The following is a 24,588-nucleotide window of genomic DNA, read 5'->3' as shown; positions in this document are numbered from 1 at the left end:
CCTTCCAATGCCGGGCTTACTGGGCTTTCGCGACAGCAGCAGGTGGCGTCCAGATCACATCAGCGATGCGCAACGGTTTAGGGATCAGCTTGAGCTGGTAGAAGGTGTCGGCGATTTTCTGCTGCGCGGCGACGGTTTCGGGCGTGATGAACGAGGCGCCATAGCCCTGACGTTTCACCGCCGTGCGCGTGATGTCTTCCGGCAGGCCGAGCAGCGGCGCGACCTGCTTGGTGACCTCCTCCGGGTTGGCCTTGGACCATTCGCCGACGGCGCGCACTTCTTCAACCAGGGTCTGGATCACCTTGGGATGCTGCTGCGCATAGGGTTTGGTCGCCAGGTAGAACTGATTGTTGTCGACGATGCCTGTGCCGTCGCGCAGGGTTTTGGCCTGCAGCTGCTGCTCGGCGGCGGCCTGGTACGGATCCCAGATCACCCAGGCATCGACGCTGCCGCGCTCGAAGGCTGCACGGGCATCGGCCGGTGGCAGGAACACGGTCTGGATATCGGTGTACTTCAGGCCAGCATCTTCCAGTGCCCGCACCAACAGGTAGTGCACGTTGGAGCCTTTGTTAAGGACGACTTTCTTGCCTTTGAGGTCTTTGACCGAACTAATCGGCGAATCCTTGGGCACCAGAATCGCTTCGCTGGTGGGCGCAGGCGGCTCGGAGGCGACGTACACGAGATCAGCGCCGGCGGCCTGGGCGAACACGGGTGGGGTTTCGCCCGTCACACCGAAGTCGATCGAGCCCACGTTCAGGCCTTCAAGCAACTGCGGGCCACCGGGAAATTCGGTCCACTGGACCTGGACGCCTTGATCGGCGAGCTTCTTCTCGAGCGAGCCTTTTGCCTTGAGCAGCACCAGCGTGCCGTATTTCTGGTAACCGATGCGCAAGGTATCGGCCTGGGCCTGAGTAAGGGCGCCGAAGGAAACCGCCGCAGCAAACAGAGCGACCAGGCCTCGACGCAAAATAACGGTGCCCATGGCACGCTCCTTTGGTGTGTAGCTAAGAGGTGGCACCTGCTTGTCCGATGACGGACCAGTAAGGCAGAAAGGGATTCATGGCCGGCGATCTCGCCAGGACGGAGAGACCATAACAGGGGATAGTTATTCTCTAAAATCATATTTATTCATTTGGTTAGCACCAAAACGAATATACGCACATCCGTTGTCTTTTTGCAGACAACAAACTTATGGGAGCGGGCTTGCTCGCGAATCGGCCGATATATGCACTGAAATTTGCGGCGGCTGGAATACAGCATTCGTGAGCAAGCTCACTCCCACATGGGCTGTGTTGGCTGTGCGATAGCGCTGTGTCAGAACCCTCGTAAACCTAAAACATGTTCAGCGTTTACAGCACAAAAAAAGGGCCGATAAATCGGCCCGAATGTCATGGTTGAAACGGGTGTATCAGCGGTTCGGCTGTGGCGTCAGGCGCAGGTAAGGGGTAACGGCGGTATAGCCTTTAGGGAAGCGCTCTTTGATCTCTGCTTCGTCCTTGATCGACGGCACGATGACGACGTCTTCGCCATCCTTCCAGTTCGCCGGCGTCGCGACTTTATAGTTGTCGGTCAGCTGCAAGGAATCGATCACCCGGAGGATCTCGTGGAAGTTACGCCCAGTGCTGGCCGGGTAGGTGATCGTCAGGCGGACCTTCTTGTTCGGATCGATCACGAACAGCGAGCGGACCGTCAGGGTTTCGCTGGCATTGGGGTGAATCAGGTCATAGAGCTCGGAAACCTTGCGATCTTCGTCTGCCAGGATCGGGAAGTTCACAAGGGTGTTCTGTGTGGTGTTGATGTCGCCGATCCACTTGGTGTGGGATTCGGCCGAGTCCACGGACAGGGCAATCGCCTTGACGTTGCGCTTGTCGAATTCGTCTTTCAGTTTTGCGGTGAAGCCCAGTTCGGTGGTGCAGACAGGCGTGAAGTCGGCGGGGTGCGAGAACAACACCGCCCATTTGCCATCCAGCCATTCGTGAAACCTGATCGGTCCTTCGCTGGAGTCCTGTTCGAAGTCGGGTGCAATGTCGCCGAGTTTAAGGCCCATACGTTGGTGCTCCTTGGTGATGATTCATCGGTTTACTGTGCATGCCAGCATCTGAAAGCAAAAGGAACGATTCGTGCTGAGTGGCATTGTTTCAGGCATAAAAAAGCCCCGCCGAAGCGGGGCTCTTTTCAACACATCACGCTTATTTGAAGGCGTAGGTGTAGTTGAGGACCAGACGGGTCTGGTCGGTGTCTTGCTGGCTAGCGTACAGATCGGAATCAGAACGCAGGCTGGCACGACGGAGGGTCACGCCGAAGCCTTTCATGAAGCCGTCCTGGAACACGTAGTCGATACGCATGTCACGTTCCCACTCCGAACCACGACCCAGCGCAGCATTCTGCAGGCGAATCTGGTCGCCCTTCAGGTAAGCAACGGCCGCTTTCAAACCTGGAACGCCCAGACGTGCAAAGTCGTACGAGTACTGACCGAACTTGGTCTTCTCACCGGTGCGGGTGAAGTTGGTGATCATGCTGTCGGTGAACAGGTAAACGCTGTTACCGCCTTCGCCTTCGTTGCGGCCGCGGCTATCGACGACGCTGCCGTTGTTGATGATCGGCATGGCGCCGTCGTCACTGACAGACTGGTAGCCCAACAGGAATGCGTTGCCACCCAGGGTGTAGGTGAACATCGCGGTCCAGGTGTTGTTGTCGACTTCACCGTTGTCGCTGTAGCCGTTGTTGTTGAACTTGTAACCGGTGTTGGCGGTTTGGCCGTTCTTGCCATCGGAGGTGCTGTGGAAGTAGCGCAGGTCAGTCTTGAACGACTGGTCTTCGGCGATCGGCAGGACGTGTACCAGGCCGAGGAACTGTTGCTTGTAATAATCTTCCAGGTTGGCGTAGTAGTACTGAACGGTCAGGTCTTTTGTGACCTTGTAATCGCCGCCAGCGAACTGGAAGTTATTGGAACCTTTGGTACCACCACCCAGAGACAGGTCATCGTAGTTGGTGGACGCACGACCGGCAGCCTTGGTCAATTTACCCGCTGTCAGCGTCAGGCCGTCGATTTCCTTGGACGTGACGATGCCACCCTCGAAGGTTTGCGGCAGCAGACGACCGTCGTTCGATACGAGGATTGGCAGGTTAGGCTGTAGGGCGTTACCCACTTTCAGCTCGGTCTTCGACAGCTTGACCTTGGCGTTCGCACCGGCACGCGCCCAGTCAGCCACCGGCGTACCGTCAGTGGATGTCGGAGAGACGGTGTTCGCAGTGCTGCCGTCGACGGCACGGTTGTCGATACCACCGCTCAAGTTGATGCCGTACATGCCTTGAACGTCGAGACCGAAACCAACGGTACCCGGGGTGTAGCCCGAGATGAAGTTGAACAGGAAACCCTGGGTGGTCTGACGCTGATCCTGACCTTTGAGAGTACCGCTAGCGTTACGGTTCTCACGCGGATCTTGTTCGAAGTACAACGTACGGGAACTGAGTGTCGCTTTGCTGTCATCCAGGAAACCGGCTGCACCAGCCTGAGTAGCCAAGACACCTGCGTATACGGCCAAGGCCAGGGTGGACTTCTTCATTGTGTATCGCTCCTCGTGAATCTAATTTTTGTAGTTCCCGGGCCCGAGCCTAAGGCTCAAAACCGAGGATGCGCGATTAGCGCCGGACCTGACTCGGCGAGTCAATGGCCCCAAGACTAATTGACTAGACCGCGTTACAGCTGGCTGCAAGGTAAGGTAGATCCTTTAAACCGAAAAAGACTTGTTAGACCTGCTTTTATGCCAAGCAGTTATATGTCACAAGCCGTTTCAGCCGTCCGTTGCGGAGTGTATCGGCCCTAATCCCTAATTCCCAAAACATATTTCAGTGCCGTTCGTCAGATCGATAGGTTTGGGCGGGTCATACAACAGGAACTTGACCGGCAAGTCACGGTCAGCCTGCGAAACCAGGTGAGAATTGCCGCTCCAACCTGCTGAAATACATGAGATTTCTTCGCCGCTAGCCGCATTCATTGCAGTTGTCACTCTGCCTTTCGTCTGTTTCCGAACGACGCAGGGCGAAAAGCTCATTCGCGACAACGCCCCCGTTAAACTCGTCGCCTCAACCGTGCAGTCATCCCACATCAGCCTGTTAAAAATGCGCCATCCCTGCGGAGACATCGTTTAGCGGGCGTCGCGATCGTATTTACAAATTGTGACGTTTAGATGAACTGTCTAGCGGAACAGTGCTTTTTGTTCTGGGCTCATAGGCTGTTGAGCACGCACAGAAAGAAATTAGCGCTAAGGAAATTCCAAAAGGTTATTTATTTCGATTTTCTTAGATCATTTACGCTCTGCGGCATTCGAAGGCGATCTGCCTTTCCACGGAGCCTCACCATGAAACTGCTCAACCCTTTACGCGCTCTGGCGGCCTTGTCCTTGGCCGGCTCCGTGCTCTTCGCCCAGGCCGCTGACTTCACCGTCGCCTACCAGACCACCGTGGACCCGGCAAAAGTCGCTCAGGCCGATGGCGCCTATGAAAAGGCGACGGGCTCGAAGATTTCATGGCGCAAATTCGATAACGGCGCGGACGTGATCACGGCGATCGCGTCCGGTGATGTACAGATCGGCTATCTCGGCTCGAGCCCTCTCACAGCGGCGGCAACGCGCAAAGTACCGGTGGAAACCTTTCTGATCGCCACCCAGATCGGCGCTGCCGAGGCGCTGGTTGCGCGTAATGGCTCCGGTATCAATGGCCCACAGGATCTGATCGGCAAAAAGATCGCCGTGCCGTTTGTGTCCACCGGCCACTACAGCCTGCTGGCGGCCCTGAAGTACTGGAAGATTGATCCGGCGAAAGTGACCATCCTCAATCTCGCCCCACCGGCCATTGCGGCAGCATGGAAGCGCGGCGACATCGACGCCACTTACGTCTGGGACCCGGCGCTCGGCGTGGCCAAGGAGACCGGCAAAGTGCTGATCACGTCGGGCGAGCTGGCGAAAGTCGGCGCGCCGACCTTTGATGCGTGGATCGTGCGCAAGGACTTCGCTGACAAACACCCGGAAATCGTCAAAGCCTTCGCCAAAACCACCCTCGACGCCTACGCCGCGTACCGCAAGGATCCAGCGGCCTGGCTGGCCGACGCCAGCAACGTCGACAAGCTGGTGAAGTTGTCCGGCGCCAAACCTGGCGACATCCCCGGCCTGTTGCAGGGCAACGTCTACCCGCTGGCGGCCGATCAGGTAACTGAACTGGGCGCGCCGACCACCGACGCCATCACCAAGACCGCCGCGTTCCTCAAGGAACAGGGCAAGGTCGACGCAGTGCTAGCTGATTACACCCCTTACGTGAGCGCGAAGTTCGTCACCCCGTAAACGAAAACGTCCACCCGATACCGCGCCGGCTTCGACGGCCCTGCCGCTCGCGCACATCTATTAACGCGGAGTCCACGCCATGGCTTTGTTACAGCTGGAGCGCATTAGCGCACAGTATCCCGGTGCGGCCGAACCGGTGCTGTCGGATATTTCCCTGACCCTCGGTCCGCAGCAGCTGCTGGTTGCCCTGGGCCCATCCGGCAGCGGCAAGACTTCGTTGTTGAACCTGATTGCCGGGTTCGTCGCCCCCAGCGCAGGCCGCATCACCCTTGATGGCGCACCGGTTAACGGGCCCAGCGCCGAGCGCGGCGTGGTGTTTCAGGATGACGCTTTGCTGCCCTGGCAGGACGTGTTGACCAATGTGGCATTCGGACTTGAGCTGGCGGGTGTGCCCCGGGACAAACGTGAGACGAAAGCGCGGGACATGCTGACGTTGGTCGATCTCGCCGGTTTCGAGAAGCGGCGTATCTGGGAATTGTCCGGCGGGCAGAAGCAACGGGTGGGCCTCGCCCGAGCGCTGGCGGCCGATCCGCGGGTGCTGCTGATGGACGAGCCTTTCGGCGCGCTGGACGCCTTTACCCGTGAACAGATGCAAGAGCTGCTGCTGCAGGTGTGGCAACGCAGCGCCAAGCCGGTCTTCCTGATCACCCACGACATTGAAGAAGCGGTGTTCCTGTCGACCGATCTGATTCTGCTTGCGCCGAACCCTGGTCAGATCGTCGAGCACCTGAAGCTCGACTTCGGTCAGCGTTACAGCGCAGGTGAATCGGCCAGAGCCATCAAGTCCGACCCTCGCTTCATCGAAACCCGCGAGCACGTGTTGGCTCGAGTCTTTTCCCAGCGGCAAAGCATTCGGGAGCAACGGGCATGAGTCTTTATCAGTCGCCAGAGCCCGCCCTCACTCGCGCGCCAGTGCAAACAGCACCGCGCCAGCCCTCTTCTTTCTATGTGAGCACGCGCGCCATCAGCGTGCTGACCCTCGCCGTTTTGCTGGGGAGCTGGTGGCTGGTCACAGCCCTTGAGTGGGTCGAACCGCTATTTCTTCCGCCGCCTGCCGCTGTGCTTGAAAAAGCCTGGCTGTTGATGACCAAGGGCTACATGGACTCCACGCTGTGGCAGCACTTGGGGGCGAGTTTGCAACGCATCGGACTGGCGCTGTTCTTCGCCGTGCTGACGGCCATTCCCATTGGTATTGCCATCGGTCATAACCGCATCGCGCGTGGGATTTTCGACCCGCTGATCGAGTTCTACCGCCCGGTGCCGCCGCTGGCCTACCTGCCGTTGATCGTGATCTGGTGCGGCATTGGCGAGTTCTCCAAGGTCCTGCTGATTTATCTGGCGATCTTCGCGCCCGTTGCGATTGCCACTGCGACAGGCGTGCGCACGGTCGACAAGACGAAACTGCGCGCGGCTCAATCCCTTGGCGCCAGCCGCTGGCAGCTCATCCGCCACGTCATCCTGCCCAGCGCCCTGCCCGACATTCTCACCGGCGTGCGTATCGGCCTCGGCGTGGGTTGGTCGACGCTGGTGGCGGCCGAGTTGATTGCCGCCACCAGTGGCCTGGGCTTCATGGTTCAGTCCGCTGCGCAGTTTCTGGTGACCGACGTGGTGGTGCTGGGAATTCTGGTCATCGCGCTGATCGCCTTCGCGCTGGAGATGGGCCTGCGCGCGCTGCAACGCAAGCTCGTGCCCTGGCACGGCCAGAACCATTGAATCCCGGACCTTACTGACTACGCCGACACCTCGGCGCCTAATACACGAGAACACCATGAGCATCGACATCCACCCGCTCAGCCCGGCATTGGGCGCACAGATCAGCGGCGTTGACCTCAGCCTCGACCTGACCGGTGAGCAACGCAACGTCATTGAACGGGCGCTGCTTGATCATCAGGTGCTGTTTTTCCGGGATCAGCCGATCACGCCGCAGCAACAGGCGCGATTCGCCGCCCATTTTGGTGACCTGCACATTCACCCGATATACCCCAACGTGCCGGAACAGCCTGAAGTGCTGATCCTCGATACGGCGGTCACCGACGTGCGCGACAACGCCATCTGGCACACCGATGTCACCTTTCTGCCGACCCCTGCGCTGGGTGCGGTGCTTAGCGCCAAGCAGGTGCCGGCTTACGGTGGGGATACGTTGTGGGCGAGCGGCATCGCTGCGTTCGAGGCGCTGTCCCGGCCGATGCAGATGTTGCTCGATGGCCTCACCGCGACCCATGACTTCACCCGGTCATTCCCGCTGGAGCGCTTTGGCAATACGGCTGAAGACCTCGCGCGTTGGGAGGAGACCCGCCGCAAAAACCCGCCGCTGTCGCACCCGGTGATTCGCACGCACCCGGTTAGCGGCCGCAAAGCGTTGTTCGTCAACGAGGGTTTCACCACGCGGATCAATGAGCTGGAAGCGGCCGAGAGTGAGGCCATTTTGAAATTGCTGTTCGCCCACGGCACGCGACCGGAGTTCACCCTGCGCTGGCGTTGGCAGGCGAACGATGTAGCCATGTGGGACAACCGCGTGACTCAGCATTACGCGGTCGACGATTACCGGCCGCAGCGCCGAGTGATGCACCGCGCGACGATTCTGGGTGATGCGCCGTTTTAACAGGACGCCAGCAAGCGCGCTGATGCTTTTAGTAGGACCGGCTTCAGCCGGGAAGAAGCCGGTAGGTGTGCCGTAGACTTGTCGCCGCTTTAGGGCGTGCATCACTTTGGTTACTTAGCACGGATAAATGCGCGAATAGCGTGCAAAAACGCTCACTAAACGGCCAAGTCCGAAAGCCGATTCGAACCTCAGCTCGGTGCCGACAGTGAAATGGCTCGGCATAAAAGGCCCTAAACCCGTCTCCTGCAGGACATTACGAATATTCCTACGGACATTTCCCAAAACTGGCACGCACGCTGCAGTAGGTTATACATCACCAGTTTTGGGGACCTTGGTACAGGCAGGCCGGGGATTCCCCTCTTTTATTCCTCCCGGAGACTGACCTCCAGTCTCCAGCGCCCGTCCTGGGTTGCACCGCGCCAGTCGCCGTGCAGAGGACGGGCCGCCAGCAAGTTCAGCAACAACCCCTTATCACTTCGTTGCACCCTCCAGCGCACATCTTTGCCGTTGAGCTTCAATTCGCCTTTCTGCGCCTGACCCTGGGCGTTGAACAGCAACGCCACCGCGCCATCGATGTGTTCACCATGAAGCTGCGGCTCGCGGTTGAACCACACGGCAACGCCGTTAGGCAGCACTTCAATGGTTTGCAGCTGGATGGGGTCCGGGGTCGTCACGCGGCCGATCATCAGCCCGACCATCACACCAACAATCGCCACCGAGCCCAGAAACTTGGGCCATAGCTTCGGCCTGGGGTCTTCTTCAGGGGTAGAATGCATCCCGTCCTTTCGTTCGGAGCCGTGCATGTTTCACGTGATCCTTTTTCAACCAGAAATTCCGCCGAATACCGGCAACATCATCAGGCTCTGCGCCAACAGCGGCTGCAGCCTGCATTTGATCGAGCCGCTGGGTTTCGAGCTGGATGACAAGCGCCTGCGTCGAGCCGGCCTTGATTACCACGAATACGCCACGCTGCATCGTCACGCCGACCTGCCGAGCTGCCTTGAAAGCATCGGCCACCCGCGGCTGTTTGCTTTTACCACAAAGGGCTCGCGGGTTTTTCACGATGCGCAATTCGAGGAGGGTGATGCCTTCCTCTTCGGCCCGGAAAGCCGGGGCCTGCCGCCGGAGGTGCTGGATCCGCTGTCGAGCGACCAACGCCTGCGCCTGCCCATGCGCGAAGGCTGCCGCAGCCTGAATCTCTCGAATACTGTCGCAGTGGCAGTGTATGAGGGCTGGCGGCAGTTGGGGTTCAAGTAGCCAACCCGCAGCACCGTCGAATGCCGCCCACAAAAAAGCGCCCATCACGGGCGCTTTTTTATTGCAGCGACAGCGCTTACTGAACGGTAGGCGTTGGCGTTTCGCCGCTTTCCTGCATGCGTTGCAGTTCTTGCGCGTACAGGGCGTCGAAGTTCACCGGGGCCAGCATCAGCGCAGGGAACGAACCACGGACAACCAGGCTGTCGATGGTTTCGCGAGCATACGGGAAGAGGATGTTCGGGCAGAACGCGCCCAAGGTGTGGCTCATCGAGCTGGCATCCAGGCCCTTGATCAGGAAGATACCGGCTTGCTGGACTTCAGCGATGAAGGCGATTTCTTCGCCGTTCTTCACTTCGACCGACAGGGTCAGCACGACTTCGTAAAAGTCATTTTCCAGCTGCTTCTGGCGGGTGTTCAGGTCCAGGCTGACGCTCGGGGTCCATTCCTGACGGAAGATCGCCGGGCTTTTTGGCGCTTCGAACGACAGGTCGCGAACATAGATGCGTTGCAGGGAAAACTGCGGTGCTTCTTCTTCGTTGGAAATGGCGCCGTTATTCGGTTGATCAGTCATCTCAAATCCTTGCATTGAGGTCTTGTAGGCTTCCGGGCTGTGCAACAAACCATTGGTTCCACATCCCGGCTCGAATTCAGGCGCTCAGCAGCTTATCCAGCTTGCCGGCGCGTTCCAGGGCGAACAGGTCATCGCAACCGCCAACATGGACCGAGCCGATCCAGATCTGCGGAACCGAGGTACGCCCGGATTTTTTGGTCATTTCAGCGCGAATCTGTGGCTTGCCGTCGACCTTGATCTCTTGGAAGCCGACGCCCTTGCCCGCCAGCAGCGACTTGGCGCGGGAGCAATAAGGGCAGTAATCGCTGGAGTAGACGACGACGTCGGTCATGTCACTTCACCAACGGCAGGTTGTCACCGCGCCACGACGAAATACCACCGGACAGCTTGGCGGCATTGAAGCCCACCTTTAGCAGTTCGCGGGCGGTATGGCCGGCGTGCTGGCCAGCGGCGTCGACGATGATCAGGGTTTTAGGCTTGAATTTCTCGAGCTCCGCCGTGCGGGTCAGGATTTTGTCCTGGGGGAAATTCACGGCGCCGACGATGTGGCCGGCGGTGAAGTCTTTTTTGGCGCGGACATCGATGACAACGGCTTCATCGCGGTTAACCAAAGCGGTCAATTCGCCAGTGCTCAGGCTGCGGCCGCCTTTGCTAAGCTCGGTTGCGATCAGCAGGCCCAGCAGGATGACGAAAGCACCCGTCAGCAAATAGTGATTCGTGGCAAATTCAATCAGGTGAGCAACCATCATCGGGTTCCAGGGCGTTAAAATGTCGGCCAGTATACACAGCCCCCAAGGTGGGCCAAAGCCCGTACGGCAGTGACGTCGTTTAGCTTGTTGCTGATTTGAACTTGTCCCTAAACTGTCGATCTTTTTTCTACTTCACCTATTAGCCAAGAGTGGGATTCATGACTACCACGCCTAAACCTCTGGTTCTGATCATCCTTGACGGCTTCGGTCACAGCGACAGCCACCACGGCAATGCGGTCTACGCAGCGAAGATGCCGGTCTTCGATCGCTTGTACCAGACCATGCCAAACGGCTTGATCTCCGGGTCCGGCATGGATGTCGGTCTGCCTGACGGGCAGATGGGCAATTCCGAAGTCGGCCACATGAACCTGGGCGCCGGCCGCGTGGTGTATCAGGATTTCACCCGCGTGACCAAAGCGATCCGCGACGGTGAGTTCTTCGAGAACCCGGCTATCTGTACAGCGGTCGACAAGGCCGTAGGCGCTGGCAAGGCCGTGCACATCCTTGGCCTGCTGTCCGACGGCGGCGTTCACAGCCATGAAGATCACCTGGTGGCGATGGTCGAGCTGGCCGCCAAGCGTGGCGCCGACAAGATTTACCTGCACGCCTTCCTCGATGGCCGCGACACGCCACCGCGCAGTGCCCATCAATACCTGCAGACCATGGAAACGGCCTACGCGCGCGTGGGCAAAGGGCGCACCGCCACGATCATCGGCCGTTACTTCGCCATGGACCGCGACAATCGCTGGGACCGTGTCGAATCCGCCTACAACCTGATCGTTGACGGCACCTCGGAATTCCACGCCGACAACGCCAAGGCCGCGCTGGACGCCGCTTATGAGCGCGGCGAGAACGACGAATTCGTCAAAGCCACCAGCATCGGCGCGCCGGTGACAGTCGAAGACGGCGACGCGGTGGTGTTCATGAACTTCCGTTCCGACCGTGCCCGCGAACTGACTCGCGTGTTCGTCGAAGACGATTTCGCGGACTTTGCCCGTCGGCGTCAGGCCAGACTGGCCGGTTTCGTCACGCTGACCAAGTACGCAGCCACCATCGACGCGCCGGCGGCGTTCGAAAAAGCCGGCCTGCACAACGTGCTGGGTGAATACCTCTCGAACAACGGCAAGACGCAGCTGCGCATCGCCGAAACCGAAAAGTACGCCCACGTGACGTTCTTCTTCTCCGGCGGCCGTGAAGAACCCTTCCCCGGCGAAGAGCGCATCCTGATCCCTTCACCAAAAGTGGCCACTTACGACCTGCAGCCGGAAATGAGCGCGCCGGAAGTCACCGACCGAATCGTCGACGCCATCGAGCATCAGCGTTACGACGTGATCGTCGTCAACTACGCCAACGGCGACATGGTCGGCCACAGCGGGATCATGGAAGCAGCGGTCAAGGCCGTTGAGTGCCTGGACGTCTGCGTTGGCCGCATCACCCAGGCGCTGGAAAAAGTCGGCGGCGAAGCGCTGATCACGGCCGACCACGGTAACGTCGAACAGATGACCAACGAGGAGACCCACCAGCCCCACACCGCCCACACCACAGAGCCGGTGCCTTTCGTTTATGTAGGCAAGCGTGACCTGAAGGTGCGTGAAGGCGGTGTATTGGCAGACGTGGCGCCGACCATGCTGATGCTGCTTGGCATGGAAATCCCGCAAGAAATGACCGGCACGCCGATTCTGGTCGCCAAGTAAGCCCCACGAACCGGTCCGCCAGTCGCTGACGGGCCGGTTTTGTATGAAATGTCTGACGGCCACGTCGTCCGAGCGTTTTTTTTGAAGCCACCGCCGGGCATACTAGGCCGGTCTTTACTCCTGGTGTCGCCCAACCTCATGCTTCGCGCCCTGATCACCCTCGCCTTGATTTGTCTGCTCAATCCGGCCTTCGCCGACGATGATCGCGCACAGACGCAGAAACAGCTGGATGCCACGCGTCAGGACATCACCGAACTGAAAAAAGCGCTAAGCCAGTTGCAGGAAGAAAAATCCGGCGTCCAGAAAGACCTGCGCTCTACTGAAACTCAAATGGGCAAGCTGGAAAAGCAGGTGGAGGCCCTGCAAAAAGAACTAAAAAAGACTGAAAGCGAGCTGCAACGGCTCGACCAGGAGAAAAAAAAACTCCAGAGCGCACGGGTTGAACAGCAACGACTGATCGCAATTCAAGCCCGCGCTGCCTACCAGAGCGGCCGCCAGGAATACCTCAAACTGCTGCTCAATCAGCAGAACCCCGAAAAATTCGCCCGCACCCTCACCTATTACGATTACCTGAGCCAGGCCCGCCTGGAGCAGTTGCGCAACTTCAATGAAACCTTGCACCAGCTGGCCGGCGTCGAGAAAGACATCGACCTGCAGCAAGCGCAGCTCCTCGTGCAGAAGAGTTCGCTGGATGACCAGAAAGCCCAGCTCGATACCGTTCGCCAGGAACGTCAGGTAGCACTGGCCAAGCTGAATCAGGATTACAAGGTTCGCGACCAGAAGCTTCAGTCGCGGCAGCAGGATCAGGCCGACCTGACCAAGGTTCTCAAGACCATCGAAGAAACCCTCGCCCGCCAGGCTCGCGAAGCCGAAGAGGCTCGCCAGAAGGCATTGCTCGCGCAGCAGGAAGCCGAAAAACGTCAGCGCGAGCAAGAAGCGCTGGCGAAGAACCGGGCCAAAGACGATGCGAAGGACGACAGCGATGTGGCCCCGCGTCGTCCGATCAAAGCGCCCGGCGCGATAGTTTCCAGTGCCGGTCAGTCGTACGGCGGCGCTTTTGAGCAAGCAAGGGGAAAACTTCCTTGGCCCGTCGATGGTCGATTGTTGGCGCGATTCGGTGAAAGCCGTGGCGATGACGAGCGCACCAAGTGGGATGGCGTGATGATCAGTGCAGCTGCAGGCAGCCAGGTCCGGGCGGTGCACGGTGGTCGGGTGGTCTTCGCCGACTGGTTGCGCGGCGCCGGGCTTCTGGTCATTCTCGACCACGGCAATGGTTATTTGAGTTTGTACGGTCACAACCAGAGCCTGTTGAAAGAGGCCGGGGACGTCGTAAAAGCCGGAGACGCGATCTCTACTGTTGGTAACAGCGGTGGCGGTCAGGACACTCCGGCGTTGTATTTCGCTATTCGTCAGCAGGGTCGCCCTAGTGATCCGGCCCAATGGTGTCGCACTCAAGGATAAGTCGACACCTCACTCAGGAGTTCGTAAGACATGCTGTTTTCGTCCCGCCTCACCTCGCTGGCCCTGACTATCGCCGTGGTTATCGGCGCTCCTCTGGCCCAGGCTGCCGGCGCCGCCCCTGCTGCTGCGCCTGCCGCCACTGCGCCCGCCAACGCCGCGAACATCAAGGCGCCGCTGCCGCTCGACGAGCTGCGCACCTTCGCCGAGGTCATGGACCGGATCAAAGCCGCGTATGTCGAGCCCGTGGATGACAAGACCCTGCTGGAAAACGCTATCAAAGGCATGCTCAGCAACCTTGATCCGCACTCCGCTTACCTGGGCCCGGAAGATTTCCAGGAGCTGCAGGAAAGCACCAGTGGCGAGTTCGGCGGGCTGGGTATCGAAGTGGGCGTCGAAGACGGCTTTGTAAAAGTCGTCTCCCCCATCGATGACACCCCTGCGTCCAAAGCTGGCATCGAAGCGGGTGACCTGATCGTCAAAATCAACGGCACGCCGACCCAGGGCCAGACGATGCAGGAAGCCGTGGACAAAATGCGCGGCAAGATCGGCGAGAAAATCACCCTGACGCTGGTGCGTGACGGCGGCACTCCATTCGATGTGACGTTGGCCCGCGCAACCATTCAGGTCAAAAGCGTGAAGGCGCAGATGCTGGAGCCGGGTTACGGTTACATCCGCATCACCCAGTTCCAGGTCAAGACCGGTGAGGAAGTCGGCAAGGCACTGGCCAAGCTCCGTAAGGACAACGGCAAGAAGATGAGCGGCCTGATCCTAGACCTGCGCAACAACCCGGGCGGTGTGTTGCAGTCGGCGGTCGAGGTGGCTGACCACTTCCTGACCAAGGGCCTGATCGTTTACACCAAAGGCCGCATTGCCAACTCGGAACTGCGCTTCTCGGCAGACCCGGCTGACGCCAGCGAAGGCGTGCCTCTGGTAGTGCTGATCAACGGCGGCAGCGCCTCGGCGTCGGAAATCGTTGCCGGCGCCTTGCAAGACCAGAAGCGCGGCATCCTGATGGGCACCGATACGTTCGGCAAAGGCTCGGTGCAGACTGTTCTGCCGCTGGCCAACGACCGCGCACTGAAGATCACCACGGCCCTGTACTACACGCCGAACGGCCGCTCGATTCAGGCCCAGGGCATCAATCCGGACATCGAAGTGAAACGCGCCAAGCTCACGGCCGAAGCCGATGGCGACAACTACAAAGAGGCCGATCTGCTCGGTCACTTGGGCAATGGCAACGGCGGCGCGGACAAACCGACCACCAAGGCCAAGGCTGGCAAGGCGCGTCCGCAGGACGATGACTACCAGATGAACCAGGCCCTCAGCTTGCTCAAGGGTTTGAGCGTCACGCGCGGCAATTGAGATGCGCGTCTGGCTAACCGGCCTGGTCTGCGCCCTTGCCGTCACCACGGGGGCTGCACGTGCAGCGCCCGTTGAATCCTCAGCGACCGCAGGCAAAGCGCCGAAGGTCGCTTATCTCAGCCTGATCATCGACGATCTCGGACAAAACCCTGAACGGGACAGCCGCGCGCTGGCCCTGCCCGGCCCCGTGACGCTGGCGATCATGCCTGACACGCCCCACGCAACGGACTTTGCCCGTCAGGCGCACAAGGCTGGCAAGACGGTCATGCTGCACATGCCCATGGACCCAGCGACCGGGCCGTACGCCTGGCATCCGGAACTGCCGCTGCCCGAACTCGAATCGCGTCTGAACGCCGCGCTGCTGAAAGTCCCCTACGCCGCTGGCATCAACAACCACATGGGCAGCCGCATGACGGCCGAGCCGGTGGCCATGAGCTGGTTGGTAGGCGAGTTGCAGCGCCGTCATTTGTTTCTGGTCGACAGCCGCACCAGCGCCAAAACCGTTGCGGCGGCTGAAGCGCAGAAGATTGGGCTGGCCAGTGTGTCCCGCGATGTTTTTCTCGACGACGAGCGCACCGCCGAGGCCATCAGCGGCCAGCTTCAGACAGCGATCAAGCTCGCTCACAAGCAAGGCTCGGCCGTGATGATCGGCCATCCCTATCCGGTGACGCTCGATGTGCTTGAGCGCGAGCTGCCCAAGCTTAAATCCCAAGGTATAGAGCTGATCGAGATCCGCCACATGGTCACTGAGCGCGGAAATGAGGCGATGGCCGGCCACGGAAAGAACGGGCGTTATCGCTAGGCCGGCACTGCTTCGCTAGAGATATTTGGCGAAAATCGAATCGACCACGCCTTCTTTGCGCAGATGATCGAGCGCGCGCTGCAGCCGTTGGACCACGGCGTCCGGGGTGTCTTTGTTCAATGCCAGAAACAGTTCGGCGCTGTTGAAACGCAGCACGGTTTTCAACCCTGTGATGCCCTCCTGCCGCGCCAGATAGCGCCCCGCCGGATCGCCAGTGGCCCACAGATCGAGCTGGCCGTCGACCAGCTTCCTGGCGTTGTCTTTATCGCTGAGCACCGTGATCGGGTTCATACCCTGACGCGCCAGCTCCACGGCAATAGCGTCGCCCTTGTAGGCACCGATTCGGTAAGACCGTGCAGCCTCAAGGGTGCTCAGCTGGATCGGGCTGTCAGCGCGCGCCAGCAGAATCCAGTCGTCCGGGCCGATTGGTCCGACCCACTTGAAGCGTTTTTCGCGCTCGGGCAACCGCGCAGTCACGAACACGCCGTAACCGGGATTTTCCAGCGCCAGTTTGTAGATGCGATCCCAAGGAAAGCGCAAGGTCATGTTGTAGCCGACACCGGCGCGCTTGAAAGTCTCGCGCACTACCTCGACGGCGATGCCCTTGATGTTGGCTTCCTGGGCGAAATTCTTGCCGTCGGTAGCCATGTTGTAAGGCGGGAAGTTTTCGGTCAGCAGGACCATTGAATAGGCCGGCGTATCGTCGGCCCGGGCCGCTCCTGACAGCATTATCGCGACGCTGATCAGTGCAAGAAAAACACCTTTGAACATATCCCTGGCCCCTGATCCTGACGACGGCAAGAGAGTGCCGCTAACGATCAGCAAAGTCCAGTTCGACGACCGGCACGCTCGTCTTCAGAGCAGGTTCGCCACGACGCGCCAGACCACTTCGGCGCAATGCGAGCACCGCCCTGCGGAGTGAGCCGGCTCATGGAGACTCAGCCCTCAAGCATCAAGGACTGAGCGGCCCCAGGCTCAGCGAACCACGATCCCTTGCGCCGCCATGTACGCCTTGGCCTCAGGCACGGTGTATTCGCCAAAGTGGAAAATACTCGCCGCCAGCACGGCGCTGGCGTGACCTTCCAGCACGCCGGCCGCCAGGTGCTCAAGATTGCCGACGCCGCCCGAAGCAATGACCGGGATGCCCAGCGCATCACTGATGGCACGGGTCACGCCGAGATCGAAGCCGTTTTTCATCCCGTCCTGATCCATGCTGGTGAGCAGGATCTCGCCGGCGCCAAGGTCTTCCATCTTTTTGGCCCACATCACTGCGTCCAGGCCGGTTGGCTTGCGACCGCCGTGGGTGAAGATTTCCCAGCGTGGCGCTTCGCCGGGCAGCGAAACCCGTTTGGCATCAATGGCCACGACGATGCACTGCGAACCGAAACGGGCAGCGGCTTCACCAACGAACTCGGGGTTGAACACCGCAGCGGTGTTGATCGACACCTTGTCGGCACCGGCGTTGAGCAAATTGCGAATGTCCTGCACCGTGCGCACGCCGCCGCCAACGGTTAACGGGATGAACACCTGACTGGCCATGCGCTCGACCGTATGCAGCGTGGTGTCGCGGCCATCGACGCTGGCGGTGATGTCGAGGAAGGTAATCTCGTCGGCACCCTGCTCGTCATAACGACGGGCGATCTCGACCGGATCACCGGCGTCGCGGATGTTCTCGAACTTCACGCCCTTGACCACACGGCCGTTGTCGACGTCGAGGCAAGGGATGATGCGTTTGGCGAGGGCCATGGGCCGGTTCTCCGAAAACGGTTGGGAATCTGCCCAACATCACAACATTCTGATTTGAAGCACCTCCCTGTAGGAGTGAGCTTGCTCGCGATGCGCCTGGTCAGTCAGCAAACATACGTCTGACACACTGCTATCGCGAGCAAGCTCACTCCTACACGGGGGCGTGCCAGTCAGCCTTTGTACGAATCACAAAACGCCTGTGCTTCAGCCACATCCAGTGTGCCTTCATAGATCGCACGGCCGGTGATTGCGCCGATGATGCCCGGTGCCTTGGCGTCGAGCAGCGCTTTGATGTCGCCCAGGTTATGAATGCCGCCCGACGCGATCACCGGAATGCGGGTGGCAGCGGCCAGCGCGGCGGTGAACGGGACGTTGCAGCCCTGCATCATGCCGTCTTTGGCGATGTCGGTATAAACGATGGCCGAGACGCCGTCGGCCTCAAAGCGCTTGGCCAGGTCGATCACCTGCACGGTGCTGACCTCAGCCCAGCCGTCGGTGGCGACGAAGCCATCTTTGGCATCCAGGCCTACAATCACTTTGCCAGGGAACGCGCGGCAGGCTTCGGCGACGAAGTCAGGGTCCTTGACCGCTTTGGTGCCGATGATCACGTAACTCACGCCGGCTTTGACGTAGTGCTCAATGGTTTCCAGCGAGCGGATCCCGCCGCCGATCTGGATCGGCAGATTCGGGTAACGACGCGCAATCGCCGTCACGACCTCGCCATTGACCGGCTGGCCTTCGAACGCACCGTTCAGGTCAACCAGATGCAAGCGACGGCAGCCGCCCTCGACCCATTTGGCAGCCATGCTCACCGGATCATCGGAGAACACCGTGGAATCTTCCATCCGACCTTGGCGCAGTCGTACACATGCGCCGTCTTTAAGGTCGATCGCGGGAATAATGAGCATTCTTTTTCCTTCGTCAAAAGAGCTGCGCGCCGCGAGCTGTAAGCTGCAAGTCTGCGCATCTAACCATTCTTGCAGCTTGAAACTTGCCGCCTCTAGCTGCTCTTCTCCAACGCCCACAGGTCGCTTTCGATGCTTTCGAAACGCTCCTTGAGGTGCGTCTGAACATCGAAGATCGCCCGGTTGTAGTAATGCGGCGCGATCTCGCGGGTGAACACTTCCAGGATTTCAGCCGCTTCGAACGAACCCAGGTCCAGCTCGAAACGGTCTTCCATGAACCGCTTGATCCTGTGGCACGCCTCACTCTCCTGCTCGGGAGTGAGGGTCAGAATCGGCGGTTTGGTCTTCTTGCTCATTACCAGCGGCCGTTCCACGCCGCGAAGTTCTGCAGCAACTGCAGGCCATGGGTGTGGCTCTTCTCGGGGTGGAACTGCACGGCGAAGCGCGAGCCATCGGCCAATGCGGCGGCGAAATCATGGCCGTAATGGCCACGGCCGACGATCTGCTGCGGGTTGGGCGATTCGATGTAATAGCTGTGCACGAAGTAGAACCGCGCCATGTCCGGAATGTTGGCCCAGAGCGGGTGATCCACGGCCTGCGCCACTTCGTTCCAGCCCATGTGCGGGACTTTCAGATGCTGGCCGTCTTCGTGGAGATCCTTGCCGAAGAAGCGCACCTGACCGGGGAAAGTGCCGATGCAATCAACACCGCCGCTCTCTTCGCTGCGCTGCATCAGCGCCTGCATGCCCACGCAGATCCCGAGAAACGGACGGTCCTGACTGACTTCACGCACCAGGGCATCGAAGCCCAGCCGACGAATTTCCGCCATGCAGTCACGGATCGCGCCGACACCGGGAAACACGACGCGGTCAGCTTCACGGATGACGTCGGCATCGCTGGTAATCAGCACGCGACCGGCGCCGACGTGCTCCAGCGCCTTGGCCACCGAGTGCAGATTGCCCATGCCATAGTCGATAACGGCAACGGTCTGCATTACAGCACGCCTTTGGTCGAAGGCATCTGGCCGGCCATGCGGTCGTCCAGTTCTACCGCCATGCGCAGTGCACGGCCGAACGCCTTGAAGACGGTTTCAATCTGGTGGTGAGTGTTGTGGCCGCGGAGGTTGTCGATGTGCAGCGTGACGTTGGCGTGGTTGACGAACCCCTGGAAGAATTCCTGGAACAGGTCCACATCAAAGCCGCCGACGGTGGCGCGGGTGTACGGCACATGCATTTGCAGGCCAGGCCGACCGGAGAAGTCGATGACCACGCGCGACAGCGCTTCATCCAGCGGGACGTAGGCGTGGCCGTAGCGACGGATGCCTTTTTTGTCGCCGATGGCTTTGCTGAACGCCTGACCCAGCGTGATGCCGACATCTTCCACGGTGTGGTGATCGTCGATGTGCAGGTCGCCTTTGCATTCGATGTCCAGATCGATCAGCCCGTGACGGGCGATCTGGTCGAGCATGTGTTCAAGAAAAGGAACGCCGATGTCGAATCGGGACTTTCCTGTGCCATCCAGGTTGATCGAGGCTTTGATCTGGGTTTCCAGAGTGTCGCGCTCGACGAACACCATACGTTCGGCCATCACCAGCTCCGCAAAATCATTGGGCGAAAAGGCGGCCATTATAGGCGTGTGGCGGGGAAACAGAAACATGAAGCGAGCAATGCCGGACCGGGGGGAATGCGGGCTGCATGGGATAGACATGTGTGTACAAGCGAATATGTACAGCCAAAAAAATGTGGGAGCGGGCTTGCTCGCGAATAGGCCCTCACATTCGACATCTCTGCCGACCGTTGGACCGCCTTCGCGAGCAAGCTCACCCCCACAGGTTCAGGTCAGCCTGAAACATCTCAGGCTGGCCAGATCAGCTTTTAGTGAAACAGCACCGCAGTCTTCTGCAGAGTGATCCACACGCCCCATGCCAGTGGAATGCCCACTGCCAGCCAAGCCAGAATCGCCAGTGGCTTGGTGCTCGGGTCCGCTTTCCATTCCAGCGAAGTGCTGTGATCGGCGCCGGCATCGTGACCGATGGCTTGCTCAGCCTTCAATTGCTCGTCGGTCATGAAGTACTTGTCGGCCACCGGGCGCACCAGCAGGTTGCAGATGAAGCCCAGCACCAGCAGACCCGCGAGGATGTACAAGGTGATGTCGTAAGCATCGGCACGAGCAACGCCGTGGCTCAGCTGGTACTCACGCAGGTAGTTCACCAATACCGGGCCAAGCACACCAGCGGCAGCCCATGCAGTCAGCAGACGACCGTGAATCGCGCCGACCATTTGCGTACCGAAGAGGTCAGCCAGGTAAGCCGGAACGGTGGCGAAACCGCCGCCGTACATCGACAGCACGACGCAGAACGCCGCCACGAACAGCGCAACGCTGCCCAAGTGACCCAGGGTCGGTACCGACGCGTAGAGCAGGAAGCCCAGTGCGAAGAACACGAAGTAGGTGGCTTTACGGCCGATGTAGTCCGAGAACGAGGCCCAGAAGAAACGGCCGCCGATGTTGAACAGGCTCAGCAGACCGGTGAAGCCGGCCGCAATGGCCGCGATGGCCGCCAGTTGCGAAGCATCCAGCTGCCCGAACGGCTGGTCGGTGCCCAGCAGCTTGCCGCCGAACACTTCCTGCAGCAGGGGCGAAGCCATGCCGAGGATGCCGATGCCTGCCGAAACGTTCAGGCACAGCACCAGCCAGACCAGACGGAACTGAGGCGTCTTCCATGCAACGCTGACGTGCACGTGGCGGTTGGTGATCATCGCGCTGTTGGCTTTCTTCGCCGGAGCGGTCCAGCCTTCAGGTTTCCAGCCGGTGGGCGGAACGCGGTACGACAGTGCGCCGCCGATCATGAAGATGAAGTAAATCACCGCCATCACCGCAAAGCTCTGCCATACGCCGACGCTGTCAGGCGTGGCGAAGTGGCTCATCAGTGCGGTAGCCAGCGGAGCACCCACCATCGCGCCACCGCCGAAACCCATGATCGCCATACCGGTCGCCATGCCGCGCTTGTCCGGGAACCACTTGATCAGCGTCGAGACCGGCGAGATATAACCCAGGCCAAGACCGATACCGCCGATCACGCCCGAGCCGATCCACATCAGCCAGATCTGGTGCGTGTATACGCCCAGCGCCGAGATCAGCAGACCGCCACACCAGCACAGTGCCGATACAACACCGGCCTTGCGCGGGCCCGCGTGTTCCAGCCAGCCGCCCCAGATCGCTGCGGAGCAACCCAGGAAAATGAAGAACAGGGTGTAGATCCAGCCGAGCATGGAGATCGGCCAGTCACAACTGGACGAAATGACTTGCTCGAAGAAACCCATGTCAGCCGGGCAGGCGACAGCAGTCTTGATGCCGATTGCCTTGGACAACGGCAGCCAGAACACCGAGAAGCCGTAGGCCATGCCGATACACAGGTGGATTGCCAATGCAGCTGGCGGAACCAGCCAACGGTTGAAACCGCGTTTGGCGATAATGCGCTCTTTGGACAAGAACGCAGGCTGAGCGGCCGTACCGCCCAGAGCAGTGCTCGTAGTCATTTATTGTTGCCCCCAATTTTTAGTTATATCCCGCAAGAACAGCGACATCGCTCTGCCACCACTCTTCAAGCACGCAGGCCTCGGTGGTTTATCGGCAGACCGTCTCTTTACGTGACAATTCGACGCAGCAAAGCTGGCGAACGGCGCGAGATTACCATTTGCGACAGAAAAGAAAGCATTCTGCTACTACCTTTTTCGTGCCGTTTGTCATTGTGCAAGGCGCTGACATTTCGATCGGAGGTGTCTGTGGCGATCCAAAACCCGATGCCTGCGTGAGGACGCTATACTCGCGGGCTAAATTTTGAACGACTCGACACAAGGACTCGCCCATGAAAGCGTTCGGCAAAATCCTGGGGCTCACCCTTCTCGGGCTGTTGCTGATCATCGTGGCTCTCGGCTTTGCCTTGACCCACTTTTTTGATCCCAACGACTACAAAGACGAGATTCGAAAACTGGTTCGCGATCGCGCCCACGTCGAGCTCACGCTCAATGGCGATATCGGCTGGAGCCTGTTTCCGTGGCTGGGCCTGGAGCTGCACGATGCCAGCGTTGCCACCTTGAGCGAGCCGTCCAAACCCTTCGCCGACCTGCAGATGCTCGGGTTGTCCGTGCGCGTTCTGCCGCTGCTGCGCAAGGAAGTGCAGATGAGCGATGTACGTGTCGAGGGCCTGAACCTGACGCTGACCCGCGACGAAAACGGCCATGGCAACTGGGAAGACATCGGCAAAGTCCCCGCCACTGCGGCTAATCCAGCCCAGCCGCCCGCCACGCCGGATGCGCCGGCCAATACAGCGTCGGCTAAACCCGACAAGCAGTGGCAGCCGCTCAAGCTGGACATTGACAGCCTGACCGTGAACAACGCGCGGATCGATTTCAACGATATTCCCAAGGCCCGGCAGTTCACCGCCGAGAGCATTCAGCTGAGCACCGGCCCGATCCACAACGCGACCGACATCCCGCTGAAACTGACCGCGTTCCTCAGCACCAACCAACCTGTCGTGCGCACCAAAACCGAACTGACCGGCAAGCTGCGCTTTGATCGCGCGCTCAAGCGTTATCAGCTTGATGACATGCGGTTCTCCGGGGAAGCGGCGGGCGATCCGCTGCAGGGCAAGACGCTGACGTTCTCGGCCCAGGGACAATTGCTGGCAGACATGTCCGCTAACGTCGCGGAATGGACCAATCTGAAGCTGTCCGCGAATCAACTGCGGGCTCTCGGCGAGTTGCATGTGCGTGATCTGGACAAGACGCCGCAGCTTACAGGCGGTATCTCGATTGCCCAGCTCAATCTGCGCGACTTCCTCGACGGCGTCGGTCAACCTGCGCCACCCCTTGGCGACGGCAGCCTGAACAAACTGGAATTGGTCACCCGCATCGCGGCAACACCCACTAGCGTTTCGCTGGATGACCTCAGGGTGAAACTCGACGACAGCACCATCACCGGTCATGTCGCCGTGGAAGACTTCGCTAAACAATCCCTGCGCCTGCAACTCAAGGCCGATGCGTTCGACGCCGACCGATATCGCAAGCCCGAAGGCGAGCAGGCGAAGAGCGCCGGGGCCGCGCGCAGAGCCGAAGTTCAGGGCGCGGAAGCCGAAGCCATGGTGGCGTCGGGCACCTCGCCTCTGCCGAATCAGCCGACTCAAGGCGCCTGGAGCGACGCGAAACTGCTGCCCCTCGAGCGCCTGCGCAAACTGGACGTCGACGCCGACCTGAGCTTCGGCAAGCTGACCCTGGAGAAACTGCCGATCCAGAACGCGGCGCTGAAAACCTCGGCGCTTGATGGCGTGATCACGGTCAGCAGCCTGCGCGGCGATCTGTACAACGGTAATTTCGAGGTCAAGGGCGACTTGGATGCGCGCCCTGAAGTGCCATTGGCACGTGTTCAGACGCGCGTTGCCAAGGTGCCGGTGGAACATTTCATTCAGAGCCAGGGCACCACGCCGCCGTTGCGCGGTTTGCTTAACCTCACCAGCGATGTGACCGCCAAAGGCAACAGCGAGAAGGCGCTGGTCGAGAGCCTCAACGGTACTGCGAGTTTTGCGCTGAACGATGGCGTGCTGGTCAATGCCAACCTTGAGCAGCAGCTCTGCCGCGGCATCTCGACGCTCAATCGCAAGAGCTTGAGCGGCGAACCGCGCGGCAAGGACACGCCGTTCCAGCAGTTGAATGGCAATCTGGTGTTCCGCAACGGCGTGGCCAGCAACCCGGACTTGAAAGTCCGCACCCCGGGCCTGACGGTCAACGGCGATGGCGACATCGACCTGCGCGTCATGGGCATGAACTACCGCGTCGGCGTGATCATCGAAGGCGACAAGAGCGACATGCCGGACCCCGCCTGCGAAGTGAATCCGCGCTTTGTCGGCATCGAATGGCCGGTGCTCTGCCGCGGCCCGCTGGAAATGGGCGCCAAGGCCTGCCGTCTGGATAACGACGGCCTGGGCAAGGTCGCTGCCAAGCTGGCAGGCGACCGGATCGGCGACAAGATCGATGAAAAGCTGGGGGACAAGGTGAGTCCCGAGCTCAAAGACGCGATCAAGGGATTGTTCAAGCGTTAACCCTGG

Annotated in this window: 24 protein-coding genes; 10 read left to right on the top strand and 14 right to left on the bottom strand. The window is 60.0% G+C overall.

The genetic code is table 11. The features are described 5' to 3' along the window. Positions 1 to 16: 16 nt before the first annotated feature. The 3 genes from FX982_RS09030 to FX982_RS09020 form a co-directional block, all read right to left on the bottom strand. On the bottom strand, positions 17 to 982 hold the full coding sequence (locus FX982_RS09030) for a sulfonate ABC transporter substrate-binding protein (protein WP_172610394.1): 966 nt from the start codon (positions 980 to 982) through the stop codon (positions 17 to 19). Between the two features lie 426 nt (positions 983 to 1,408). Continuing rightward, positions 1,409 to 2,047: a peroxiredoxin gene (locus FX982_RS09025; protein ID WP_172610393.1), complete on the bottom strand. Its 639-nt coding sequence runs from the start codon at positions 2,045 to 2,047 to the stop codon at positions 1,409 to 1,411. A gap of 142 nt (positions 2,048 to 2,189) precedes the next feature. After that, positions 2,190 to 3,566, bottom strand: coding sequence for an OprD family porin (locus tag FX982_RS09020; RefSeq protein ID WP_172610392.1), 1,377 nt, complete (start codon positions 3,564 to 3,566; stop codon positions 2,190 to 2,192). Between the two features lie 795 nt (positions 3,567 to 4,361). Here FX982_RS09020 and tauA point away from each other — a divergent pair. The 4 genes from tauA (at position 4,362) to tauD (ending at position 7,941) form a co-directional block, all read left to right on the top strand. Next, positions 4,362 to 5,339 (top strand): taurine ABC transporter substrate-binding protein, encoded by a 978-nt coding sequence (tauA, locus tag FX982_RS09015; RefSeq protein WP_172610391.1) that lies wholly within the window; start codon positions 4,362 to 4,364, stop codon positions 5,337 to 5,339. Positions 5,340 to 5,418: 79 nt separating this feature from the next. Continuing rightward, positions 5,419 to 6,210, top strand: coding sequence for a taurine ABC transporter ATP-binding subunit (gene tauB, locus FX982_RS09010; protein ID WP_172610390.1), 792 nt, complete (start codon positions 5,419 to 5,421; stop codon positions 6,208 to 6,210). Continuing rightward, a complete protein-coding gene (gene tauC, locus FX982_RS09005; protein ID WP_172610389.1) occupies positions 6,207 to 7,052 on the top strand; it encodes a taurine ABC transporter permease TauC in 846 nt (281 codons plus the stop codon). The genes tauB and tauC overlap by 4 nt, the downstream gene beginning before the upstream one ends. Positions 7,053 to 7,107: 55 nt before the next feature. Further along, positions 7,108 to 7,941 carry a taurine dioxygenase gene (tauD, locus tag FX982_RS09000; RefSeq protein WP_172610388.1) on the top strand — a complete coding sequence of 278 codons (834 nt, stop codon included), beginning with the start codon at positions 7,108 to 7,110 and terminating at the stop codon, positions 7,939 to 7,941. Between the two features lie 362 nt (positions 7,942 to 8,303). Here tauD and FX982_RS08995 read toward each other — a convergent pair whose 3' ends face one another. Further along, the gene (locus FX982_RS08995) at positions 8,304 to 8,744 is read right to left on the bottom strand and encodes a hypothetical protein (RefSeq protein WP_122534007.1); all 441 of its coding nucleotides are present in this window, start codon (positions 8,742 to 8,744) and stop codon (positions 8,304 to 8,306) included. Between FX982_RS08995 and FX982_RS08990 the strand changes: the two genes are divergently transcribed. Next, positions 8,743 to 9,198: a tRNA (cytidine(34)-2'-O)-methyltransferase gene (locus tag FX982_RS08990; protein ID WP_037016260.1), complete on the top strand. Its 456-nt coding sequence runs from the start codon at positions 8,743 to 8,745 to the stop codon at positions 9,196 to 9,198. The two genes, FX982_RS08995 and FX982_RS08990, sit on opposite strands and share 2 nt — an antisense overlap. 76 nt (positions 9,199 to 9,274) lie before the next feature. On the opposite strand, the gene secB is transcribed toward FX982_RS08990, so the two are convergent. The 3 genes from secB to FX982_RS08975 all read right to left on the bottom strand — a co-directional run bounded on the left by secB (position 9,275) and on the right by FX982_RS08975 (position 10,515). After that, a complete protein-coding gene (gene secB, locus FX982_RS08985) occupies positions 9,275 to 9,769 on the bottom strand; it encodes a protein-export chaperone SecB (RefSeq protein ID WP_065987376.1) in 495 nt (164 codons plus the stop codon). 76 nt (positions 9,770 to 9,845) lie between these two features. Next, positions 9,846 to 10,100 (bottom strand): glutaredoxin 3, encoded by a 255-nt coding sequence (gene grxC, locus FX982_RS08980; RefSeq protein WP_065987377.1) that lies wholly within the window; start codon positions 10,098 to 10,100, stop codon positions 9,846 to 9,848. Position 10,101: 1 nt separating this feature from the next. Then, complete coding sequence (locus tag FX982_RS08975) at positions 10,102 to 10,515, bottom strand: rhodanese-like domain-containing protein (protein ID WP_122534010.1); 414 nt, start codon at positions 10,513 to 10,515, stop codon at positions 10,102 to 10,104. A 161-nt stretch (positions 10,516 to 10,676) separates the two neighbouring features. Between FX982_RS08975 and gpmI the strand changes: the two genes are divergently transcribed. The 4 genes from gpmI (at position 10,677) to FX982_RS08955 (ending at position 15,837) form a co-directional block, all read left to right on the top strand. Next, positions 10,677 to 12,212 carry a 2,3-bisphosphoglycerate-independent phosphoglycerate mutase gene (gpmI, locus tag FX982_RS08970; RefSeq protein ID WP_172610387.1) on the top strand — a complete coding sequence of 512 codons (1,536 nt, stop codon included), beginning with the start codon at positions 10,677 to 10,679 and terminating at the stop codon, positions 12,210 to 12,212. Positions 12,213 to 12,350: 138 nt separating this feature from the next. Continuing rightward, on the top strand, positions 12,351 to 13,673 hold the full coding sequence (locus FX982_RS08965; RefSeq protein WP_172610386.1) for a murein hydrolase activator EnvC family protein: 1,323 nt from the start codon (positions 12,351 to 12,353) through the stop codon (positions 13,671 to 13,673). 30 nt (positions 13,674 to 13,703) lie between these two features. Beyond that, positions 13,704 to 15,035: a S41 family peptidase gene (locus FX982_RS08960; RefSeq protein ID WP_172610385.1), complete on the top strand. Its 1,332-nt coding sequence runs from the start codon at positions 13,704 to 13,706 to the stop codon at positions 15,033 to 15,035. A gap of 1 nt (position 15,036) precedes the next feature. Then, on the top strand, positions 15,037 to 15,837 hold the full coding sequence (locus FX982_RS08955; RefSeq protein ID WP_172610384.1) for a divergent polysaccharide deacetylase family protein: 801 nt from the start codon (positions 15,037 to 15,039) through the stop codon (positions 15,835 to 15,837). A gap of 15 nt (positions 15,838 to 15,852) precedes the next feature. On the opposite strand, the gene FX982_RS08950 is transcribed toward FX982_RS08955, so the two are convergent. The 7 genes from FX982_RS08950 to FX982_RS08920 all read right to left on the bottom strand — a co-directional run bounded on the left by FX982_RS08950 (position 15,853) and on the right by FX982_RS08920 (position 22,024). Beyond that, entirely contained in the window at positions 15,853 to 16,608 is a 756-nt protein-coding gene (locus FX982_RS08950) for a substrate-binding periplasmic protein (protein ID WP_172610383.1), read from the bottom strand. Between the two features lie 204 nt (positions 16,609 to 16,812). Continuing rightward, positions 16,813 to 17,583, bottom strand: a complete 771-nt coding sequence (hisF, locus tag FX982_RS08945) for an imidazole glycerol phosphate synthase subunit HisF (protein WP_122534017.1) — start codon at positions 17,581 to 17,583, stop codon at positions 16,813 to 16,815. A 170-nt stretch (positions 17,584 to 17,753) separates the two neighbouring features. Continuing rightward, positions 17,754 to 18,491 carry a 1-(5-phosphoribosyl)-5-[(5-phosphoribosylamino)methylideneamino]imidazole-4-carboxamide isomerase gene (gene hisA / locus FX982_RS08940; protein ID WP_172610382.1) on the bottom strand — a complete coding sequence of 246 codons (738 nt, stop codon included), beginning with the start codon at positions 18,489 to 18,491 and terminating at the stop codon, positions 17,754 to 17,756. A gap of 92 nt (positions 18,492 to 18,583) precedes the next feature. Next, positions 18,584 to 18,844, bottom strand: coding sequence for a DUF2164 domain-containing protein (locus FX982_RS08935; protein ID WP_172610381.1), 261 nt, complete (start codon positions 18,842 to 18,844; stop codon positions 18,584 to 18,586). Beyond that, positions 18,844 to 19,482 (bottom strand): imidazole glycerol phosphate synthase subunit HisH, encoded by a 639-nt coding sequence (gene hisH, locus FX982_RS08930; protein WP_172610380.1) that lies wholly within the window; start codon positions 19,480 to 19,482, stop codon positions 18,844 to 18,846. The genes FX982_RS08935 and hisH overlap by 1 nt, the downstream gene beginning before the upstream one ends. After that, positions 19,482 to 20,075 carry an imidazoleglycerol-phosphate dehydratase HisB gene (gene hisB / locus FX982_RS08925; protein ID WP_065987388.1) on the bottom strand — a complete coding sequence of 198 codons (594 nt, stop codon included), beginning with the start codon at positions 20,073 to 20,075 and terminating at the stop codon, positions 19,482 to 19,484. The genes hisH and hisB overlap by 1 nt, the downstream gene beginning before the upstream one ends. Before the next feature lie 287 nt (positions 20,076 to 20,362). Next, the gene (locus FX982_RS08920; RefSeq protein ID WP_122534021.1) at positions 20,363 to 22,024 is read right to left on the bottom strand and encodes an OFA family MFS transporter; all 1,662 of its coding nucleotides are present in this window, start codon (positions 22,022 to 22,024) and stop codon (positions 20,363 to 20,365) included. Positions 22,025 to 22,353: 329 nt separating this feature from the next. Here FX982_RS08920 and FX982_RS08915 point away from each other — a divergent pair, with 329 nt between their 5' ends. Then, the gene (locus FX982_RS08915; protein WP_172610379.1) at positions 22,354 to 24,582 is read left to right on the top strand and encodes an AsmA family protein; all 2,229 of its coding nucleotides are present in this window, start codon (positions 22,354 to 22,356) and stop codon (positions 24,580 to 24,582) included. The last annotated feature ends 6 nt before the right edge of the window (positions 24,583 to 24,588 follow it).

This window comes from Pseudomonas graminis (assembly GCF_013201545.1).
Classification (GTDB): Bacteria; Pseudomonadota; Gammaproteobacteria; order Pseudomonadales; family Pseudomonadaceae; genus Aquipseudomonas.
The sequence above is the reverse complement of the archived record's forward strand: the minus strand, read 5'-3'. Positions and strand labels throughout refer to the sequence as shown.

Coding starts and splice junctions, on each gene's coding strand:
- FX982_RS09020 (WP_172610392.1), bottom strand. CDS start 3,566: ATGAAGAAGTCCACCCTGGCCTTGGCCGTATACGCAGGTGTCTTGGCT.
- FX982_RS08935 (WP_172610381.1), bottom strand. CDS start 18,844: ATGAGCAAGAAGACCAAACCGCCGATTCTGACCCTCACTCCCGAGCAG.
- tauD (WP_172610388.1), top strand. CDS start 7,108: ATGAGCATCGACATCCACCCGCTCAGCCCGGCATTGGGCGCACAGATC.
- grxC (WP_065987377.1), bottom strand. CDS start 10,100: ATGACCGACGTCGTCGTCTACTCCAGCGATTACTGCCCTTATTGCTCC.
- FX982_RS08920 (WP_122534021.1), bottom strand. CDS start 22,024: ATGACTACGAGCACTGCTCTGGGCGGTACGGCCGCTCAGCCTGCGTTC.
- hisH (WP_172610380.1), bottom strand. CDS start 19,482: ATGCAGACCGTTGCCGTTATCGACTATGGCATGGGCAATCTGCACTCG.
- FX982_RS09025 (WP_172610393.1), bottom strand. CDS start 2,047: ATGGGCCTTAAACTCGGCGACATTGCACCCGACTTCGAACAGGACTCC.
- FX982_RS08955 (WP_172610384.1), top strand. CDS start 15,037: ATGCGCGTCTGGCTAACCGGCCTGGTCTGCGCCCTTGCCGTCACCACG.
- hisF (WP_122534017.1), bottom strand. CDS start 17,583: ATGGCCCTCGCCAAACGCATCATCCCTTGCCTCGACGTCGACAACGGC.
- FX982_RS08950 (WP_172610383.1), bottom strand. CDS start 16,608: ATGTTCAAAGGTGTTTTTCTTGCACTGATCAGCGTCGCGATAATGCTG.
- secB (WP_065987376.1), bottom strand. CDS start 9,769: ATGACTGATCAACCGAATAACGGCGCCATTTCCAACGAAGAAGAAGCA.
- FX982_RS08965 (WP_172610386.1), top strand. CDS start 12,351: ATGCTTCGCGCCCTGATCACCCTCGCCTTGATTTGTCTGCTCAATCCG.
- FX982_RS08990 (WP_037016260.1), top strand. CDS start 8,743: ATGTTTCACGTGATCCTTTTTCAACCAGAAATTCCGCCGAATACCGGC.
- FX982_RS08975 (WP_122534010.1), bottom strand. CDS start 10,515: ATGGTTGCTCACCTGATTGAATTTGCCACGAATCACTATTTGCTGACG.
- gpmI (WP_172610387.1), top strand. CDS start 10,677: ATGACTACCACGCCTAAACCTCTGGTTCTGATCATCCTTGACGGCTTC.
- tauC (WP_172610389.1), top strand. CDS start 6,207: ATGAGTCTTTATCAGTCGCCAGAGCCCGCCCTCACTCGCGCGCCAGTG.
- FX982_RS08995 (WP_122534007.1), bottom strand. CDS start 8,744: ATGCACGGCTCCGAACGAAAGGACGGGATGCATTCTACCCCTGAAGAA.
- tauA (WP_172610391.1), top strand. CDS start 4,362: ATGAAACTGCTCAACCCTTTACGCGCTCTGGCGGCCTTGTCCTTGGCC.
- tauB (WP_172610390.1), top strand. CDS start 5,419: ATGGCTTTGTTACAGCTGGAGCGCATTAGCGCACAGTATCCCGGTGCG.
- hisA (WP_172610382.1), bottom strand. CDS start 18,491: ATGCTCATTATTCCCGCGATCGACCTTAAAGACGGCGCATGTGTACGA.
- FX982_RS08960 (WP_172610385.1), top strand. CDS start 13,704: ATGCTGTTTTCGTCCCGCCTCACCTCGCTGGCCCTGACTATCGCCGTG.
- FX982_RS08915 (WP_172610379.1), top strand. CDS start 22,354: ATGAAAGCGTTCGGCAAAATCCTGGGGCTCACCCTTCTCGGGCTGTTG.
- hisB (WP_065987388.1), bottom strand. CDS start 20,075: ATGGCCGAACGTATGGTGTTCGTCGAGCGCGACACTCTGGAAACCCAG.
- FX982_RS09030 (WP_172610394.1), bottom strand. CDS start 982: ATGGGCACCGTTATTTTGCGTCGAGGCCTGGTCGCTCTGTTTGCTGCG.